Genomic DNA, 14,904 nt, shown 5'->3' on the forward strand with positions numbered 1-14,904 from the left:
TTCCTTCCTTCTTTGCTTTAAGCTTTCTTTAGCTGCTCACGAATCGGCAACTGGCGAATACGCTTGCCGGTAGCTGCGAAGATTGCATTGCACAGTGCCGGCGCAATCGTCGGCGTGGCCGGTTCGCCGACGCCGCCCAGCGGCACGTCGAGCGTATGCGGCACGATGTGCACGTCGATCTTGGCGGGCGCTGCGAACGCACGCAACACTTCATAGTCGTGGAAATTGCTTTGCTCCACGGCGCCGTTCTTGAACGAAATCTCTCCCGTCATCGCCAGGCTGATGCCCATGATGCAGGCGCCTTCGACTTGCGAACGGATGCGGTCCGGGTTGATCGATGGACCGCAATCGACCGCGATGTCGACGCGCGGGATGCTCACTTCGCCTTCATCGTTGACTTCGACTTCCACCACGGCGGCGACGTAGGTGACGAAGCTGTAGCACACCGCCAGTCCGAGCCCGCGTCCCTTGGGCAATTCGCGTCCCCAGCCGGCTTTGGATGTTGCCAGTTCGATCACGCCGCGCATGCGGCCGGTGTCGAGCGGATAACGTTCCGGTGACTCGCCGTAGTTCCAGCCGTCGGCCATCTCGGACGGATTGATCTTGCGCGCCGGGCCGATTAGTTCGAGCAGGTAGTCGCGGTGATCGCGCTTGGCCGCCGCCGCCAGTTCGGCGCTGAACGATTGGACAGCGAAAGCATGCGGAATGTTCGATACCGAACGGAACCAGCCGATGCGGGTGTGGGCTTCGACTTCCGGCGCTTCCACGCGAATGTTGGGAATTGCATAAGGAATGTTCACCGCCGACATCGCCAGCTCGAACGGTGCTTCGCCCTTGGCGCCGGCGGCGAAGATCGACGCAATGGTCGGTGCCGCAGTGCGGTGCAGCCAGGCGCTGACCTTGCCGTCGGCGTCGAGGCCGGCTTCCAGTCGTTCCACCGACACGGTGTGGAAGTAGTCGTGGTGGATGTCGTCTTCGCGCGTCCAGGTGACCTTGACCGGGGCGCCGTTCATGGCCTTGGACAACAGCGCTGCTTCGGCGGCGAAGTCGGGCTTGGACTTGCGGCCGAAACCGCCTCCCAGCAAGGTGACGTTGACGGTGACGTCTTCCGTCTTCAGGCCGAGGTGGCCGGCCACGGTTTCCCGCGTGGCTTGCGGCGCCTGGACGCAGGCCCAGACTTCGCATTTGCCGCCGGTGATGCGCGCCACGGCCGCAGGCGGCTCCATGGTGGCGTGGGCGATGTGCGGCAGGTAATACTCGGCTTCGATGCGGCGCGGCGCTTTCGCCAGCGCGGTCATGGCGTCGCCGGCGTTGCGTACGGCCTTGGCCGGTTGGCGCGCTGCGGCTTCCATGGTCTTGCGGAATTCGGCCGAATCGTAGGAGGCATTGGGACCGTTGTCCCAGGTCAGCTTGAGCGCTTCGCGGCCCTTGATCGCGGCCCAGGTATTGCGCGCGATCACGGCCACGCCGCCCAGCGGATTGAACAGCGCCGGCGGCGGGCTGCCCTTGAGTTCGACCACGCGGATCACGCCGGGCACCTTGAGCGCCTCGCTGCTGTCGACCGTGGCCAGCTTGCCGCCATAGACCGGCGGACGCGCGATGACGGCGTAGACCATGCCTTCCAGGCGGGTGTCGATGCCGTATTGGGTGTTGCCGGTGACGATGTCGTGCAAGTCGATGCCGCGCGTGCTGTCCTTGCCGATGTAGCGGAATTGCTGCGGCGTCTTGAGCCTGACGCTTTCACGCGCCGGCAGCGGCAGCTTGGCCGCGTCGGCGGCGACGTCGCCATAGCCGAGCTTGCGGCCGCTGGGCTTGTGGATCAGTTCATGGTTCTTCGCTTCGACTTCGCCGACCGGCACCTTCCAGCGCGCGGCGGCGGCGGTCTCCAGCATCAGGCGCGCGGTGGCGCCGACCTGGCGCATCGGGCCGAAGGAGTGGCGCATGCTGCGCGAGCCGTCGGTGTTCTGGTTGCCGTATTTTTCCTGGTCGCCTTGCGCCTGCACCACGCGCACGCGGCTCCAGTCGGCGTCGAGTTCGTCCGCGACGACCATGGGCAGGCTGGTGCGCACGCCCTGGCCCATTTCGGAGCGGTGGGCGACGATGGTGACGACGCCGTCGGCGCCGATGGAGACGAACAGCAGGGCGTTGTCCTTGAGGCCGCCCGGCATGCCGTCGCCGCCGAATTTAGGCGCGTCGGCTGCCATCACGATGCCGTCCACACCGACCGTCAGCGCCAGGCCGGCGAGGGCGCCGATGCCCTTGAGCAGGCTGCGGCGGCTCAGTTGGATATTCTCAGCGATGGTGCTCAGATCGGCGCTCATTTGGCGCCTCCGTTCTGTGCCGCAACCTGCTTGATCGCCGCCTTGATGCGCGTGTAGGTACCGCAGCGGCAGATGTTGCCGCTCATGGCGTCGTCGATGTCCTTGTCGCTCGGATTGGGTGTGGCGCGCAGCAGTGCGGTGGCCGACATGATCTGGCCGGCCTGGCAATAGCCGCATTGCGGCACACCCAGCGCCATCCAGGCCTCTTGCACCGATTTGCCGACCTTGTCTTCGGCGATGGCTTCGATGGTGGTGATCTTCTTGCCGACGGCGGCCGAGATCGGCGTGATGCAGGAGCGGATCGGTTCGCCGTCGAGGTGCACGGTACAGGCGCCGCACAGGGCCATGCCGCAGCCGAACTTGGTGCCGGTCATGCCGAGCTGGTCGCGCAGGGTCCAGAGGATGGGAGTGTCTTCGGGCAAATCGACGTTGTGCTGTTTGCCGTTGATGGTGAGTGCGGTGAGTGCGGGCATTATTGTTCTACCTTTCCGACTTGGGTGGAGACCTAGTGAAGGAATGTTTCGCTGCCACTGGCAAATGTAGCAGCAAATTCCGAGAGATGTCGGAGTATCGCAACGATTGTCCTACAGCGAAATGGCAGGCTTTGGAATTCTCGATTCCGTTTTCAGGAATTATCCGGCGACGACCGTCGGCGGCTCCAGCGGGAAATCTTCCGAGGCCGACAAGGTCTCCACCAACGCGTCGAACACCAGTCGCACACGCGCCGGCACCGGGCCGCGCTGCGGCCGGTAGACGTACAGGTCCCAGGGCGCCGGTGCGATGTCCTGCAGCACCGTCACCAGCGAGCCGTCGCGCAGGTAGGGCATTGCCATGAAGGCGCCGAGCTGGCCGAAGGCGATGCCGTCAAGGACGGCGCGGCGTTCGGTTTGCGGATCGTCGGTGACGAAGGCGGGCAGGCGCGGACCGAGCTGCTGGCCGTCGGCGAAATACCAAGGCCAAAGGCGACCGGTATTGCGGTCGACCATGGCGCTCATGGGGCGTTGCACCAGCTCGTCCAGCGTAGTCGGCGCGCCGTGGCGCGCGATCAGGTCGGGACTGGCGCAGACGAAGAAGGCTACCTTGGCCACCGCGCGCGCAACGTAGCGGCTGTCGCGCAGGAAGCCGATGCGGATGCCGATGTCGATCTTGTCGTCGACTGCGTCGGTAATGATTTCAGAAAGGCGCAGGTCCAGCGTGATGTCCGGATGCTGACGCGCAATGCGGTTGATGACCGGCAGCAGGTAGGTATGTGCCAGCGTGCTTGGCGCGGTGATGCGGACCACGCCGCTGAGGGCCTCGTCATTGCGGTGATTGTTGTCAAGAAACAAATCATCCAGCGCGTTGATCGACAACCGCGCGCGATGCATCAGCCGTTCGCCGAAGGCGGTGATGCGCACCTGGCGTGTGTTGCGGTGGAACAGCAATTCGCCGAACGCGGCTTCCAGCTCCTTGACGGCGCGCGTCACGACCTGCGGCGAGATGCCCATGCGCACCGCGGCCTCGCGGAAATTGGCGCTTTCCGCAGCCATGCAGAAAATCCTCAGTTGCTCGATGCGGTTCAGCTTGTTCTCCCTGTTGCCGGCTGGTGCGTTCTCGATTGCATGTTGCAAGCGAGGGTGCATTTGGCGATGCCGGCATTATTCCATAATCAGGAATCTACCGCGTGGGCAGATAAATCGGCGCAAATGTTCTATGGTGAAGAAGAAGGAGTCGGCGCGCAGAGCGGATGACAGAAATCGCGGAAAAGAGGAGGCGAAATAGAAGGAAAAATGGGGTTGAACTAAAGATTTTTGCCCCAGTCCCACAAGAAGAACGGGGCAAAAAGCTCGTGTTCCATCCGAGATTTATCCGATAGTGTTTGGCAAACCGGCAAGGGAGAAACAATGAAAGTGGATGTGTACAAAAGGACCGAAGAAAACGATCTCTGTTCGTATCTGGTGGTGCCGCATGAAAAACCGTTACCCCAGGAAGTGGCCAGCACCGAGTGGCTGGTGCATGAGCTGGATGTCGACTTCGAGCGCACCGGCAAAATCCATTTCACGCTCGATCCCGACGACGCTTTCCAGCAGATCGGCGAAAAGGGCTACGCCATCAGCCACCTGAATGACCGCACGACGGACGGCAACGTCCACTAGTTCGCATGACAACAGCGGCAACAACGCCGCGCGCCGGAACAAAGCAACGACCACGCAAAGGAGACCATCATGCCGATCGAACAGCTGGGCGACTATGAAGTTGAGTATTCGGGCGTCAAACTGCCGGCCGACAATGGCGACTGGGCCGCCAACGTGGCGATCTTCGGCCCGTCGACTAATCCCATGCACCGCAATCCGGTTTTTCCTTCACAGCGGGTGTTGATCGATACCGTGTTCCCGGATGAAAAGTCGGCGGAACAGGAGGCGCGCAAGGCTGCGGTGGCGATGCTTGAGCATCGTTGACGGGAGGTTCAGCGAGTCCGATCAGTAACACGGCAACTGCGACTTCATCCCGGTTCAAACGCAGCCGGGATGTCGTCGTCGGCGCTGCAAACCTGGTTACGGCCACGGGCCTTGGCGGTGTAGAGCGCCTTGTCCGCGGCGCTGACCAGGTCCAGCAGATTGCAGGTCTTGGTCGGCACCGTTGCCTGCGCGCCGACGCTGACCGTGACGATACCGGTCGGATTCTTGCCATGCGGGATATTGAGTGCGCGTATGTCGGCGCAGATCTTTTCCGCCACGCTGATGGCGCCCTTGAGATCGGTGTTGGGCAGCAGAATGGCGAATTCCTCGCCGCCGTAGCGCGCCGACAGGTCGCCGGGGCGATTCATCTTGATCAGCTTGCCGATCTTTTGCAGGCAGACGTCGCCGGCCGGATGGCCATAGGTGTCGTTGTATTTCTTGAAATGATCGACGTCGATCATCAACAGTCCCAGCGACTGGCGTTCGCGCTTGGCGCGATTGAATTCATTGGCCAGCGTGACATCGAACTGACGCCGGTTGGCGACGCCGGTGAGACCGTCCTCCAGCGCCATCTTTTGCAGCGTCTTGTTCATCTCCACCAGTTTTTCACGCGCCGACAGCAGCTTCTGCTGGGCCTGCGCGCGCAGCTTGATCTGGTTGACGAGACGCTTGCCCATCCACGCCAGCATGCCGACCAGAATCAGCACGCCGACCGACTGTAGCAATGTTTCGGTGCGCCAGCTGGCCAGCACTTCGTCATAAGACAATGCCGCAGTGACGAACAGCGGATATTTTTCCAGGCGCTTGTAGCTGTGCAGACGCTTGATGCCATCGGCGGCGGTGATGATGGCGATGCCGTTCTTGTTGCGCGAAGCATGATCGCTGACGATGTTGCTGTTGCTGATGTTCTTGCCGATGATTTCACCGGAGGCCGGCCATTTCGCCAGCAGGATGCCGGGTTGCGTCGCCAGCAGGATTTCTCCGTGCTTGCCGATATCGAAACTGCGATAGAACTTGAGGAAGTATTCCACCTCCACCGAGGCCAGTACAACACCGGCGAAGCTGCCGTCCGGATGGTTGATGCGGCGTGATAGCGGGATGATCCAATCGCCGCTGGAACGGCTCTTCACCGGTTCACCGACGTGCGGATCCCGGTCTTCATGGGTCATGTGATAGATGAAATATTCGCGATCGGCGTTATTGAGCTTCCACGGCGAATCGTCCATGGAGTTGACCATCCACTTGCCGGTCTGGTCGTAGACGAACAAGCCCTGGATCTGCGGCAACTCCTTGACGTAGGACGCCAGCAGCGGATAAAGACGCGCCAGCGAATCGCGGTCCATGCCTTCGACTTCCAGCCGCTGCACCATGCCAAACAGCACCGAGTCGGCCGAGATCAGCGTTGCCTGGGCGTGTTCGGCCAGCGCGCGCGACAGGTTGGCGGTGGAGACCTGGGCGTCGTCGAGATCTTTGACGCGGACGTTCCAGGCAAAGGAAATGTGCAGGATCAGGATGGAAAGACAGACCAGGCCGACGAACACCGACGCGAAAATGCGCACGTTGACGCGCCTCGAGCGCGCCACGGCAGGCGTCTCGCCGAGTTCCGGCACATCAAGAGGGATGTTGGGCACTTCTTCGGTAGTCATTTATTTCGATTCCATTGTCGTTCCGGGAACGGCTATCGCTGAAATATAACTACGTGTTGTTTGGCGTCTTGGAATGTAATTGTGAATGTAATTATTATTCTCATCGCGAATTTTTTATACGATAGCAGCAATGTCAAACCATGTGCGCGCCGAGCAGATGAATTTCTTCCGGTCATTTTTACGTTTCACCCATGGTGCAGAGGGCCGGGGGAAATGGTTTTCGTACGGTCGTTTTCTTGCCGGCCTGGCTTGCTTATCGGACCGGCGGCATGCTTTGCCAGCGCAGACCTTGCACATTCTTCTCCTGTCCGAGGCAGCTCACCAGCCGCACCACGGAGGCGCGTTCCGGCGTCGAGCAGGCCAGCGACACGGTGAAGTCGATCAGCGCCTGATGCGGGCGCGGCTTGATTTCCAGTTGGTAACCCTGGTCGAAGCCGTGCTGCAACTGCAGCAGAATCAGCTCTTCGACGACCGGCGCCTGCTCGCGGCGGCATGAGGCGAACACCTGATAGGGCAGGCGTTCAGCGGCATTCTCATTGCCCGGGAAACAGTTGCCGTCAAAGAAGCCGTCCGGCCTGGTTTCCAGTTTGGTGATGCGCATGGCGGTTTCCTTTCCCCCGGGCGTGTCGCATCTGCGGCGGCGCTACCCTTGATTTGCTTGTCGTTATGGTGCTTGCTGTCCTTGCGAGGGCGCCGGCGCGCCTCTGCAAATCCCACTAGAATTGCACCACTGCAGCTTATCTCTTTCCCTCTCATTTCAATCTGACAATGAAACCTCAACTACTGGCTCTTATTCATCTTTCCGAGGAAAGCAAGGCCGCCATCGGCAGCGCTTTCGAGATTATCTACGCACCCACGGCGGAAACGCGCGCAGCCGCCATCGCCGGCGCTGCGAAGGAGGTGCGGGTCGTGCTGACCAACGGTTCGACCGGCCTGACGGCGGCCGAGATGGATACGCTGGACAAGCTGGAACTGGCCTGCGCCTTGGGCGCCGGCTACGAAAACATCGACAGCGCGCATGCCGCCGCACGCGGCATCAAGATCGCCACAGGGGCGGGAACCAACGACGATTGCGTGGCCGATCACGCCATGGGTCTGGTGCTGGCGATCATGCGCAACATTCGTCAGCTCGATCTCTCCTGCCGCGAAGGCATCTGGCGCGACGCGCTGGTGCTGCCGCCGCAACTGGCCGGCAAGCGCCTAGGTGTGGCCGGCCTGGGCACCATCGGCAAAAAGATCGCGCGCCGTGCAGCCGCGTTCGACATGGAGATCGGTTATTTCAATCGCTCGCGCCGCGATGACGTCGACTACGCGTATTTCGGCAGCACTGAGCAATTGGCGGCATGGTGCGATGTCCTGGTGATCGCCACCCCGGGCGGCGCCGCCACGCGTCACCTGGTCGGTGCACGCGAGTTAAAGGCGCTGGGGCCGAAGGGTTTCCTGGTCAATATCTCGCGCGGCAGCGTGGTCGACACGGCAGCACTGGCCGCGGCGCTGGGCAAGGGGGAGCTGGGCGGCGCCGGGCTGGACGTCTACGAAAGCGAGCCGCAGCCGCCGCGCGAATTGCTGGAATTCAAGAATGTGGTGCTGACGCCGCACATGGCGGGCTGGTCGCCGGAAGCCATCACAGCGTCGATCACCAAATTCCTGCGCAACACCGAGGCGCATTTCGCCGCCGTCGGCTAAAAAACACCCGGGCACAACGCACTCCCACAAGGCGGGAAACTTGCCTGGCAAGACTATTCACGATAGTCTTGCCGGCTTGTCGCGCCCGCACGCCGGCTTTTGTTCAAGTAAGCCGCGCCGGCGACGTTAAACCCAGCATAGAATTCGACTAAGTCAAACAAGAGAAAGCCGCTCACCATGGACATGCCATCTCACCAACTCACCATGACCGTCCTGATGACGCCCGACATGGCCAATTTCTCCGGCAACGTGCACGGCGGCACCATCCTCAAATTTCTCGATCAGGTCGCCTATGCCTGCGCCAGCCGCTACGCCGGCCAGTACGTGGTGACGCTGAGCGTGGACCAGGTGATGTTTCGCCAGCCGATTCATGTCGGTGAACTGGTGAGCTTCCTGGCCAGCGTGAATCACACCGGCACCTCGTCGATGGAAGTCGGCATCAAGGTGGTCGCTGAAAACATCCGCACCCAGGAAGTGCGCCACGTCAACAGCTGCTTCTTCACCATGGTGGCGGTCGACGGCGAGCGCAAGCCGGTCGCGGTGCCGTCGCTGCGTCCGTTCACGGCCGAAGAAAAACGCCGTTTCGAAGCCGCCAAGCTGCGCAAGAAATTGCGCGCCGAGTTGTCGCACCGGTTCGACGAAGCCAAGCTGTCCTGATCCATCTCATCCAACCACCACGGGGGAAGTGAAATGCTTGCCAGTTTCGCGACCCTGCTGGTGTTCCAGTGTCTGGGCGAGGGCATCACCTTCGCCCTGAAACTTCCCATTCCCGGCCCCGTCGTGGGCATGCTGTTGCTGTTCTTCACACTGGTCGCCTATCCGCCCCTGCTGGATCGGATCGAGGCCACCGGCAGCGAATTGCTGCGCCACCTGTCATTGCTGTTCGTGCCGGCCGGTGTCGGCATCGTCGCCGCTGCGGGGCAAGTGCGCGGACATTGGCTGACGATCATCCTGGCTGTCGTAGTGAGCACCTTGCTGACGCTGGCGGTTACAGCCGCCGTGACGCGCGCGGTAATGAACTGGCAAAACCGGCAGAACCAGCACGGCGATGGCAACAAGAAAGACGGCGAGGGCGACCATGCGTGAGCTGCCGCAATTCGGCCTGATCTGGGTCTACCTGGCGGCATCGCCGTTGCTGGGACTGACGCTGACCTTGTGCGCTTATGTCGTCGCGTACTGGATTTACAGTCGCTGCAAATTTTCGCCGCTGGCCAATCCGGTGGCGATCGCGATTGCGCTGGTCAGTACGGTCTTGCTGCTGAGCGGCATGCCCTACAGCGAGTACTTCGCCGGTGCGCAATTCGTCCACTTCCTGCTCGGCCCGGCCACGGTGGCGCTGGCGATTCCGCTGGCGCGTCAGTTGCCACGGCTGCGCAAATCCTTCCTGCCGCTGGCCTGCGGGCTGTTGGCGGGTTCGACGACAGCGATCGTGTCGGCGGTGGTGCTGACAATCTTGCTGGGCGGCTCGCCGCAACTGGCGTTTTCGATCGGTCCCAAGTCGGCCACTACGCCGATCGCCATGGGCGTGGCTGAAAAGCTCGGCGGCCTGCCGGCATTGACGGCAGTGCTGGTGATCAGTACCGGGATCTTTGGCGCCGTGGCGGCGCGCTTCCTGTTCAACCGCATGCGCATCGATTCGCCCGAGGTGCGCGGTTTTGCGCTCGGCGTGACCTCGCACGGCATCGGCACTGCCCGGGCGTTTCAGGTGAATCAGGAAATGGGCGCCTTCGCCGGTCTCGGCATGGGCCTCAACGGCGTGTTGACAGCGTTCCTGGCGCCATGGCTGATACCGGTGTTCGTCGGCTTGCTGGCGCGTTAAGCGAGAATCTTCGGCAGCGAGGATGCGAGCAGGGCGATGCCCGACAGCGTAAGCAAGCTTAATACGATCCTGCGAAAGGTCATCTCGCTGATGCCGTGGTAAAGCCGTGTCCCCAGCAGCGTCGGAATCAGCATCGCGGGCGCCACCACTGCAAACATCGGCAAAGTCTTGCGCGTGATGATGCCGCTGCCGACATAGGTGGCGAAAGTCACGATTTGCATGGTCAGGTTGAAATTCTGAATTACCGCGCGCTGCTCATCCTTGTCGAGCTGACGCAGATTGCACCACAGCGTCGGGATCACGCCGCTGAAACCTCCGATGCCGCCCATGAAGCCGCCGATGGCGCCGACTACGCCGTCGGCCAGTTTGCCGCCTGCGCGCAGCGCCGGCAATTTAGGCGTCAGCAGCATGACCGGACACCACACCGCCAGCAAGATGCCGAGGAAAACTTTGAACAGGTTTGCATTGAGCAACGGCAGCACGAATACGCCCAGCGGAATCCCGGCCAAGCCACCGATCACGAACGGCAGCAGGCGCGCCATGTTGACGCCGCGCCGCACCGAGAACATCGCCAGGATCTGACCCAGCAGCGAGCCGAACACCACCAGCGCCGCCGCCAGCATGGGATCGATGGTCCATACCCAGAACGACATCGCCACGAGAGCAAAAGCAAAGCCCGACAGGCCTTGCACGAAACCGGCGACCATCGCGCCGATGGCGATGATCAGGATGGTTGCATCCATGTGTTATTCCATTCCCGTGTTGTTCTTGTCTGCGGTTCGCGACATCAGCGCCATATTTTTGCCAGCGTCTTGATTGCGGTTGCAATGGCGGCCTCGTCGGCGCCACCAAAACCCATCACCAGTCCGGCCTCGTTGCGACGCGCCGAACCAGGCAGCCAGAAGCGCGTCAGACCGTCGATCTCGATACCGGCTTCGGCCGCGCGATTGATCATGTCGTCCTGCTGCCTGATGGTCGGCACCCGCACCGAGCAATGCAGTCCGGCGTCGATTTGCGGCAGGCTGATGCCGCCCGGCTGATGGCGTTGCCAGCCGTCGACCATGGCGTCGCGGCGCGCGCGGCTGGCGCGGCGCATGCGGCGTACGTGGCGCTGGAAATGGCCTTGCGCCATGAACTCCGCCATCACGGCTTGCTCCGACACCGAGGAGTGGCGGTCGTACTGCATGCGCAGGTTGATCAGCGGCGTCGCCAGCGCCGGCGGCGCGACGATGTAACCGAGCCGCAAACCGGGGAAGGCGATCTTCGAAAACGTCCCCATGTGCAGCACGCGGCCGCTGCGGTCGAGCGAGGCGAGCAAAGCCAGCGGCGTGCCGCTGTAGCGGTATTCGCCGTCGTAGTCGTCTTCCAGGATATAGCTCTGGTTGGCTTCGGCCCAGGCCAGCAGTTCAAGCCGGCGCGCCAGCGACAGCGTGACGCCGCTGGGGTATTGATGCGACGGCGTGACGTACGCAAGACGCACGTCGGGGTGGGCGTGCAACTCTTGCGCAATGAGGCCTTCGGCGTCGACGCCGATGCCGACCAGCTTGCCGCCGTTGAGGGTCAGCGCCGACGCGGCGCGTGGGTAGCCGGGGTTTTCCATTGCTGCGGTGTCGCCCGGATTGAGCAGCAATTGCGCACACATGAACAGGGCCTGCTGGGTGCCGGCGGTGATGATGATCTGGTCCGGATCACACACCAGTCCGCGCGAATTGCGCAGGTAGCCGGCCAGCATTTCGCGCAATTGCGGATCGCCGGCGGGGTCGCTGTAGCCGATGCGGTTTTCGGTGCCGCGACGCCAGAAGTCGGCCTGCAAGCGCGCCCAGACGTCGCCCGGAAACAGGTCCAGCGCCGGCACGCCGATGCGGAACGTGCGCGGTTTTCCGGGCGGCGGCAGCACCTTGGCGGGCAGCGCCATGCGTTGTCCGAGTTCGGACAGGCGCGGGGCAATATCGATCTCGCCTGCCGCCGGCGTGCGGGCGATATCGCTGGCCGGCGCCGAGACATAGGTGCCGTCGCCGACGCGCGCGCTGATGTAGCCCTCGGCGTACAGCTGGTCGTAGGCGCGGACCACGGTGGTGCGCGAGATGCTGAGCGCCAGCGCCAGTTCGCGCGTGGTGGGCAGCTTTACCTGCCGATCGATCTGACCTTTGAGGATGCGGTCACGCAGGCTTTGGTAAAGCTGCACGGCGAGGCCTTTGTCGGGCGCGAGGTGCAGCCCGGTCAGGTCGAACGGAAACGGCGAGGCGTGGATGCTGTTTTGCATTGGTTTTACGAAAATAGCGGATATTGGCTCTTTTTAAAGACCAAATTTATCATTAATCTGTGCAACATGCTCAACAATTCTTCAAGAAAACCTCGGATCTCTCTGCCATGACGACCTCTGCAAATTCCGCTACCCAGAACCAGTTCGGTCAACCGGTCGGCGCCTCCTTGCCGGACTGGACGCCACGCTCGTTGCCGCCGCTAACCGCGATGTATGGGCGTTACTGCCGCGTCGAGCCGATCCGTCCGGTGCATGCGGAGCAATTGTTCGACGCCAACGGCGACGATGCCGACGGTCGCAATTTCACCTATCTGTTCGTCGATCCGCCAGCCGGCATTGATGAATACCGCGCATGGGTCGAGAAGATGAGCGTGAGCAAGGATCCGATGATGCACGCCATCATCAATCTGGACAGCGGCGAAGCGGTGGGCGTCGGCTCCTTCATGCGCATCGATCCCAACTTCGGCGTGATTGAAATCGGCAACATCAATTTTTCACCGCGTTTGCAGCGCACCCGCGCCGCCACCGAAGCGATGTTCCTGATGATGCGGCGCGCCTTCGACGAACTTGGCTATCGCCGCTATGAGTGGAAGTGCGACAGCCTCAATGCACCGTCGCGCGCTGCGGCAGCGCGTTACGGTTTCACCTTCGAAGGCGTGTTCCGCCAGGCCGTGGTGTACAAGAATCGCAGCCGCGATACGGCGTGGTTCTCGATCATCGACAGTGAATGGCCGCAGGTCAAAAGCGCCTTCGAACACTGGCTCGATCCGGAGAATTTCGACGCGCAGGGGCAACAGCGCGAGAGCCTCGGCACATTGATGGCGCGTTACCGTGCGGCAAAATAAACCGTCCGGCAATAGAATGACGCCTTCGATTTATTCATAACAAGTAAACTCATTTCACAAACCATGCGCGAATCCAGTTTGTCGTCCCGCCAGGCCATCGTCCTCCTTGGCGTCGTCGTATTGATATGGGGTACGACCTGGCCGGCCAACAAGGCCATCCTGCACTACATGTCGCCGATCTGGTCGACTGCCATCCGCTCGTGCATCGGCACGCTGGTGCTGGTGGTGCTTTGCCTGGCGCGCGGCCGTCTGGTGCTGCCGCAGCGCGGCGACCTGCCGGTGGTGTTCAGCGTCGGCCTGCTGCACATGACGGCGTATTCGATCCTCGGCAACATCGGCATGCAGCACGTCGCTGCCGGCCGTTCGGTGGTGCTGGCATACACCACGCCGATCTGGGTGGCGCCGTGTGCGCGGCTGTTCCTGGGCGAGGCCTTCACGCTGCGTCGCGCCATCGGCACCGTGTTCGGCTTGCTGGGACTGGTGCTGATCTTCAATCCACTGGCGTTCGATTGGGGCAACCATGATTCGGTGCTCGGCAACGGGCTGATCTTGCTGGGGGCGATGTTCTGGGCGGCCAGCATCTTGTACGTGCGCGGCCATCGCTGGATCGGCGAGCCGTTCGACTTGCTTGTGTGGCAAGCGCTTGTCGCAAGCTGCGTACTGGTGCCGTGCGCTTTCGTGTTTGAAGGCCCGCTGCAGTTCGAGTGGAGTGTTCCGCTGGTCGGCTTGCAGGTTTATAGCGCCACGTTCGGCATTGCCATCGCTTACTGGGCCATCAACAGAGTCAATCGTTCCTTGCCGGCGATGACGACCTCGCTGGGGCTGCTGGCCGTCCCGGTGTTCGGCATCATCTGTTCATCGGTGATACTCGGCGAAACGCTGGAGTTCAGTCTGGTGGCGTCGATGGCGCTGATCATCGCCGGCATTGCCATCGGCGCGTTGCCGGAGAAGCGGACGGTGCGCGCGTCAGCTTCTTAAGCTGCCGTCGCCGCCGGCCACTCTTCCAGAATACGACGGCGCGTGGCGCCCGAGCTCAGCCATTGCAGCGTTTCATTCCACAGGCTTTGGCGGAAACGTTCGTGAAAGAAGGCGAAGTGGCCGATCTCCCTGATATGCAGATCGGTCGGTGTCAGGCTCACCAGCGTGCGCGCGCTGCCGGTGTAGTACTGCAGCAGGCGCGTCACCGCAGCCGGCGTGCCGAACGGATCGTCGCTGATCGTATAGGCCAGGGTAGGGCCGCCCAGGTTGCCGAAGAATTGCACGCGCGCGGCGTCGGGATGTTCCAGCGCAGCGCGGCGGAACGCCCATTCGTGCGCGACGCCGGCCGGCAAGTCTTCCAGCCATCCTAGCCGCCGACCTGGGAAATAGCCGGTCACCGCAGTCAGTAACGGCATCAGCACATGCCACTTCAAAAACATCCGCTTGCGCGCAGCGGGCGCGTAGTCGCGCCAGTAGGCGTATTGCGCACCGATGATCAGCAGCCGGTCGATGCGCCAGTTGGATGCGGCGTAACCAGGCATGACGCCGCCGATGCTGTGGCCGACGACGTGGATCTCGCTGTCCGGGAAGTTATTGGCGGCCCACTGCATGATGCCTTCGAAGTCCTTGCTGCCCCAGTCGTATTTGGCCGCGCGCAGCCGCCGCAGCGAATCCGTCCGCGAGGCGCCGATGCCGCGGTAGTCCCAAGTGATCGCGAGATAGCCGTGCTCGGCCAGGAAGCGGGCGTAGCGCGCGTAATAGGCGGCCTTGACGCCGGTGGCGCAATTGATAATCGCGATGCGTCCGGGCAGCGGCGCATCCCCGGTGTAGAACAGTGTGGCGCCGAGCAGGTAGCCGTCGGTCGCTTCAATCTGGATGGGGGATTCGATGCGCATGGGCGGCCGGAG

16 protein-coding genes are annotated in these 14,904 nt (G+C 62.3%); 8 read left to right on the forward strand and 8 right to left on the reverse strand.

Annotated elements, in window-relative coordinates; translation table 11 throughout:
- Positions 1 to 17: 17 nt before the first annotated feature.
- The 3 genes from E4P32_RS04975 to E4P32_RS04985 all read right to left on the reverse strand — a co-directional run bounded on the left by E4P32_RS04975 (position 18) and on the right by E4P32_RS04985 (position 3,931).
- A complete protein-coding gene (locus tag E4P32_RS04975; protein ID WP_116432985.1) occupies positions 18 to 2,321 on the reverse strand; it encodes a xanthine dehydrogenase family protein molybdopterin-binding subunit in 2,304 nt (767 codons plus the stop codon).
- Positions 2,318 to 2,794 carry a (2Fe-2S)-binding protein gene (locus E4P32_RS04980; RefSeq protein WP_116432984.1) on the reverse strand — a complete coding sequence of 159 codons (477 nt, stop codon included), beginning with the start codon at positions 2,792 to 2,794 and terminating at the stop codon, positions 2,318 to 2,320. The genes E4P32_RS04975 and E4P32_RS04980 overlap by 4 nt, the downstream gene beginning before the upstream one ends.
- Positions 2,795 to 2,953: 159 nt before the next feature.
- Entirely contained in the window at positions 2,954 to 3,931 is a 978-nt protein-coding gene (locus E4P32_RS04985; protein ID WP_255419412.1) for a LysR family transcriptional regulator, read from the reverse strand.
- Positions 3,932 to 4,216: 285 nt separating this feature from the next.
- Here E4P32_RS04985 and E4P32_RS04990 point away from each other — a divergent pair, with 285 nt between their 5' ends.
- On the forward strand, positions 4,217 to 4,456 hold the full coding sequence (locus tag E4P32_RS04990; protein WP_233526563.1) for a DUF6139 family protein: 240 nt from the start codon (positions 4,217 to 4,219) through the stop codon (positions 4,454 to 4,456).
- Positions 4,457 to 4,525: 69 nt separating this feature from the next.
- The gene (locus E4P32_RS04995) at positions 4,526 to 4,759 is read left to right on the forward strand and encodes a hypothetical protein (protein WP_053198928.1); all 234 of its coding nucleotides are present in this window, start codon (positions 4,526 to 4,528) and stop codon (positions 4,757 to 4,759) included.
- 44 nt (positions 4,760 to 4,803) lie between these two features.
- On the opposite strand, the gene E4P32_RS05000 is transcribed toward E4P32_RS04995, so the two are convergent.
- Together E4P32_RS05000 and E4P32_RS05005 are read right to left on the reverse strand one after the other, a co-directional pair.
- Positions 4,804 to 6,405 carry a sensor domain-containing diguanylate cyclase gene (locus E4P32_RS05000; RefSeq protein ID WP_116432981.1) on the reverse strand — a complete coding sequence of 534 codons (1,602 nt, stop codon included), beginning with the start codon at positions 6,403 to 6,405 and terminating at the stop codon, positions 4,804 to 4,806.
- A 253-nt stretch (positions 6,406 to 6,658) separates the two neighbouring features.
- On the reverse strand, positions 6,659 to 7,006 hold the full coding sequence (locus E4P32_RS05005) for a hypothetical protein (protein ID WP_116432980.1): 348 nt from the start codon (positions 7,004 to 7,006) through the stop codon (positions 6,659 to 6,661).
- A gap of 167 nt (positions 7,007 to 7,173) precedes the next feature.
- Here E4P32_RS05005 and E4P32_RS05010 point away from each other — a divergent pair, with 167 nt between their 5' ends.
- From E4P32_RS05010 to E4P32_RS05025, 4 genes are all read left to right on the forward strand, one after another.
- Entirely contained in the window at positions 7,174 to 8,091 is a 918-nt protein-coding gene (locus E4P32_RS05010) for a 2-hydroxyacid dehydrogenase (RefSeq protein WP_116432979.1), read from the forward strand.
- A gap of 177 nt (positions 8,092 to 8,268) precedes the next feature.
- Positions 8,269 to 8,748 carry an acyl-CoA thioesterase gene (locus tag E4P32_RS05015; RefSeq protein ID WP_116432978.1) on the forward strand — a complete coding sequence of 160 codons (480 nt, stop codon included), beginning with the start codon at positions 8,269 to 8,271 and terminating at the stop codon, positions 8,746 to 8,748.
- Between the two features lie 33 nt (positions 8,749 to 8,781).
- Positions 8,782 to 9,177 carry a CidA/LrgA family protein gene (locus tag E4P32_RS05020; protein WP_116432977.1) on the forward strand — a complete coding sequence of 132 codons (396 nt, stop codon included), beginning with the start codon at positions 8,782 to 8,784 and terminating at the stop codon, positions 9,175 to 9,177.
- A complete protein-coding gene (locus tag E4P32_RS05025; protein WP_116432976.1) occupies positions 9,170 to 9,910 on the forward strand; it encodes an LrgB family protein in 741 nt (246 codons plus the stop codon). The genes E4P32_RS05020 and E4P32_RS05025 overlap by 8 nt, the downstream gene beginning before the upstream one ends.
- Here the strand turns inward: E4P32_RS05025 and E4P32_RS05030 are convergent.
- Together E4P32_RS05030 and E4P32_RS05035 are read right to left on the reverse strand one after the other, a co-directional pair.
- The gene (locus E4P32_RS05030) at positions 9,907 to 10,653 is read right to left on the reverse strand and encodes a sulfite exporter TauE/SafE family protein (protein WP_116432975.1); all 747 of its coding nucleotides are present in this window, start codon (positions 10,651 to 10,653) and stop codon (positions 9,907 to 9,909) included. The genes E4P32_RS05025 and E4P32_RS05030 overlap by 4 nt on opposite strands.
- Before the next feature lie 44 nt (positions 10,654 to 10,697).
- The gene (locus E4P32_RS05035) at positions 10,698 to 12,173 is read right to left on the reverse strand and encodes a PLP-dependent aminotransferase family protein (RefSeq protein ID WP_116432974.1); all 1,476 of its coding nucleotides are present in this window, start codon (positions 12,171 to 12,173) and stop codon (positions 10,698 to 10,700) included.
- A 107-nt stretch (positions 12,174 to 12,280) separates the two neighbouring features.
- Here E4P32_RS05035 and E4P32_RS05040 point away from each other — a divergent pair, with 107 nt between their 5' ends.
- Complete coding sequence (locus tag E4P32_RS05040) at positions 12,281 to 13,018, forward strand: GNAT family protein (protein ID WP_116432973.1); 738 nt, start codon at positions 12,281 to 12,283, stop codon at positions 13,016 to 13,018.
- A gap of 63 nt (positions 13,019 to 13,081) precedes the next feature.
- Positions 13,082 to 13,996, forward strand: coding sequence for a DMT family transporter (locus tag E4P32_RS05045; protein ID WP_116432972.1), 915 nt, complete (start codon positions 13,082 to 13,084; stop codon positions 13,994 to 13,996).
- On the opposite strand, the gene E4P32_RS05050 is transcribed toward E4P32_RS05045, so the two are convergent.
- On the reverse strand, positions 13,993 to 14,892 hold the full coding sequence (locus E4P32_RS05050) for an alpha/beta fold hydrolase (RefSeq protein WP_116432971.1): 900 nt from the start codon (positions 14,890 to 14,892) through the stop codon (positions 13,993 to 13,995). The genes E4P32_RS05045 and E4P32_RS05050 overlap by 4 nt on opposite strands.
- Positions 14,893 to 14,904: the final 12 nt, after the last annotated feature.

Origin of the sequence: Herbaspirillum sp. 3R11 (assembly GCF_004563925.1) — a bacterium.
In the GTDB taxonomy this organism is placed as follows: Bacteria; Pseudomonadota; Gammaproteobacteria; order Burkholderiales; family Burkholderiaceae_D; genus Herbaspirillum.

Coding starts and splice junctions, on each gene's coding strand:
- E4P32_RS04975 (WP_116432985.1), bottom strand. CDS start 2,321: ATGAGCGCCGATCTGAGCACCATCGCTGAGAATATCCAACTGAGCCGC.
- E4P32_RS04980 (WP_116432984.1), bottom strand. CDS start 2,794: ATGCCCGCACTCACCGCACTCACCATCAACGGCAAACAGCACAACGTC.
- E4P32_RS04995 (WP_053198928.1), top strand. CDS start 4,526: ATGCCGATCGAACAGCTGGGCGACTATGAAGTTGAGTATTCGGGCGTC.
- E4P32_RS05000 (WP_116432981.1), bottom strand. CDS start 6,405: ATGACTACCGAAGAAGTGCCCAACATCCCTCTTGATGTGCCGGAACTC.
- E4P32_RS05005 (WP_116432980.1), bottom strand. CDS start 7,006: ATGCGCATCACCAAACTGGAAACCAGGCCGGACGGCTTCTTTGACGGC.
- E4P32_RS05010 (WP_116432979.1), top strand. CDS start 7,174: ATGAAACCTCAACTACTGGCTCTTATTCATCTTTCCGAGGAAAGCAAG.
- E4P32_RS05015 (WP_116432978.1), top strand. CDS start 8,269: ATGGACATGCCATCTCACCAACTCACCATGACCGTCCTGATGACGCCC.
- E4P32_RS05020 (WP_116432977.1), top strand. CDS start 8,782: ATGCTTGCCAGTTTCGCGACCCTGCTGGTGTTCCAGTGTCTGGGCGAG.
- E4P32_RS05025 (WP_116432976.1), top strand. CDS start 9,170: ATGCGTGAGCTGCCGCAATTCGGCCTGATCTGGGTCTACCTGGCGGCA.
- E4P32_RS05030 (WP_116432975.1), bottom strand. CDS start 10,653: ATGGATGCAACCATCCTGATCATCGCCATCGGCGCGATGGTCGCCGGT.
- E4P32_RS05035 (WP_116432974.1), bottom strand. CDS start 12,173: ATGCAAAACAGCATCCACGCCTCGCCGTTTCCGTTCGACCTGACCGGG.
- E4P32_RS05040 (WP_116432973.1), top strand. CDS start 12,281: ATGACGACCTCTGCAAATTCCGCTACCCAGAACCAGTTCGGTCAACCG.
- E4P32_RS05045 (WP_116432972.1), top strand. CDS start 13,082: ATGCGCGAATCCAGTTTGTCGTCCCGCCAGGCCATCGTCCTCCTTGGC.
- E4P32_RS05050 (WP_116432971.1), bottom strand. CDS start 14,892: ATGCGCATCGAATCCCCCATCCAGATTGAAGCGACCGACGGCTACCTG.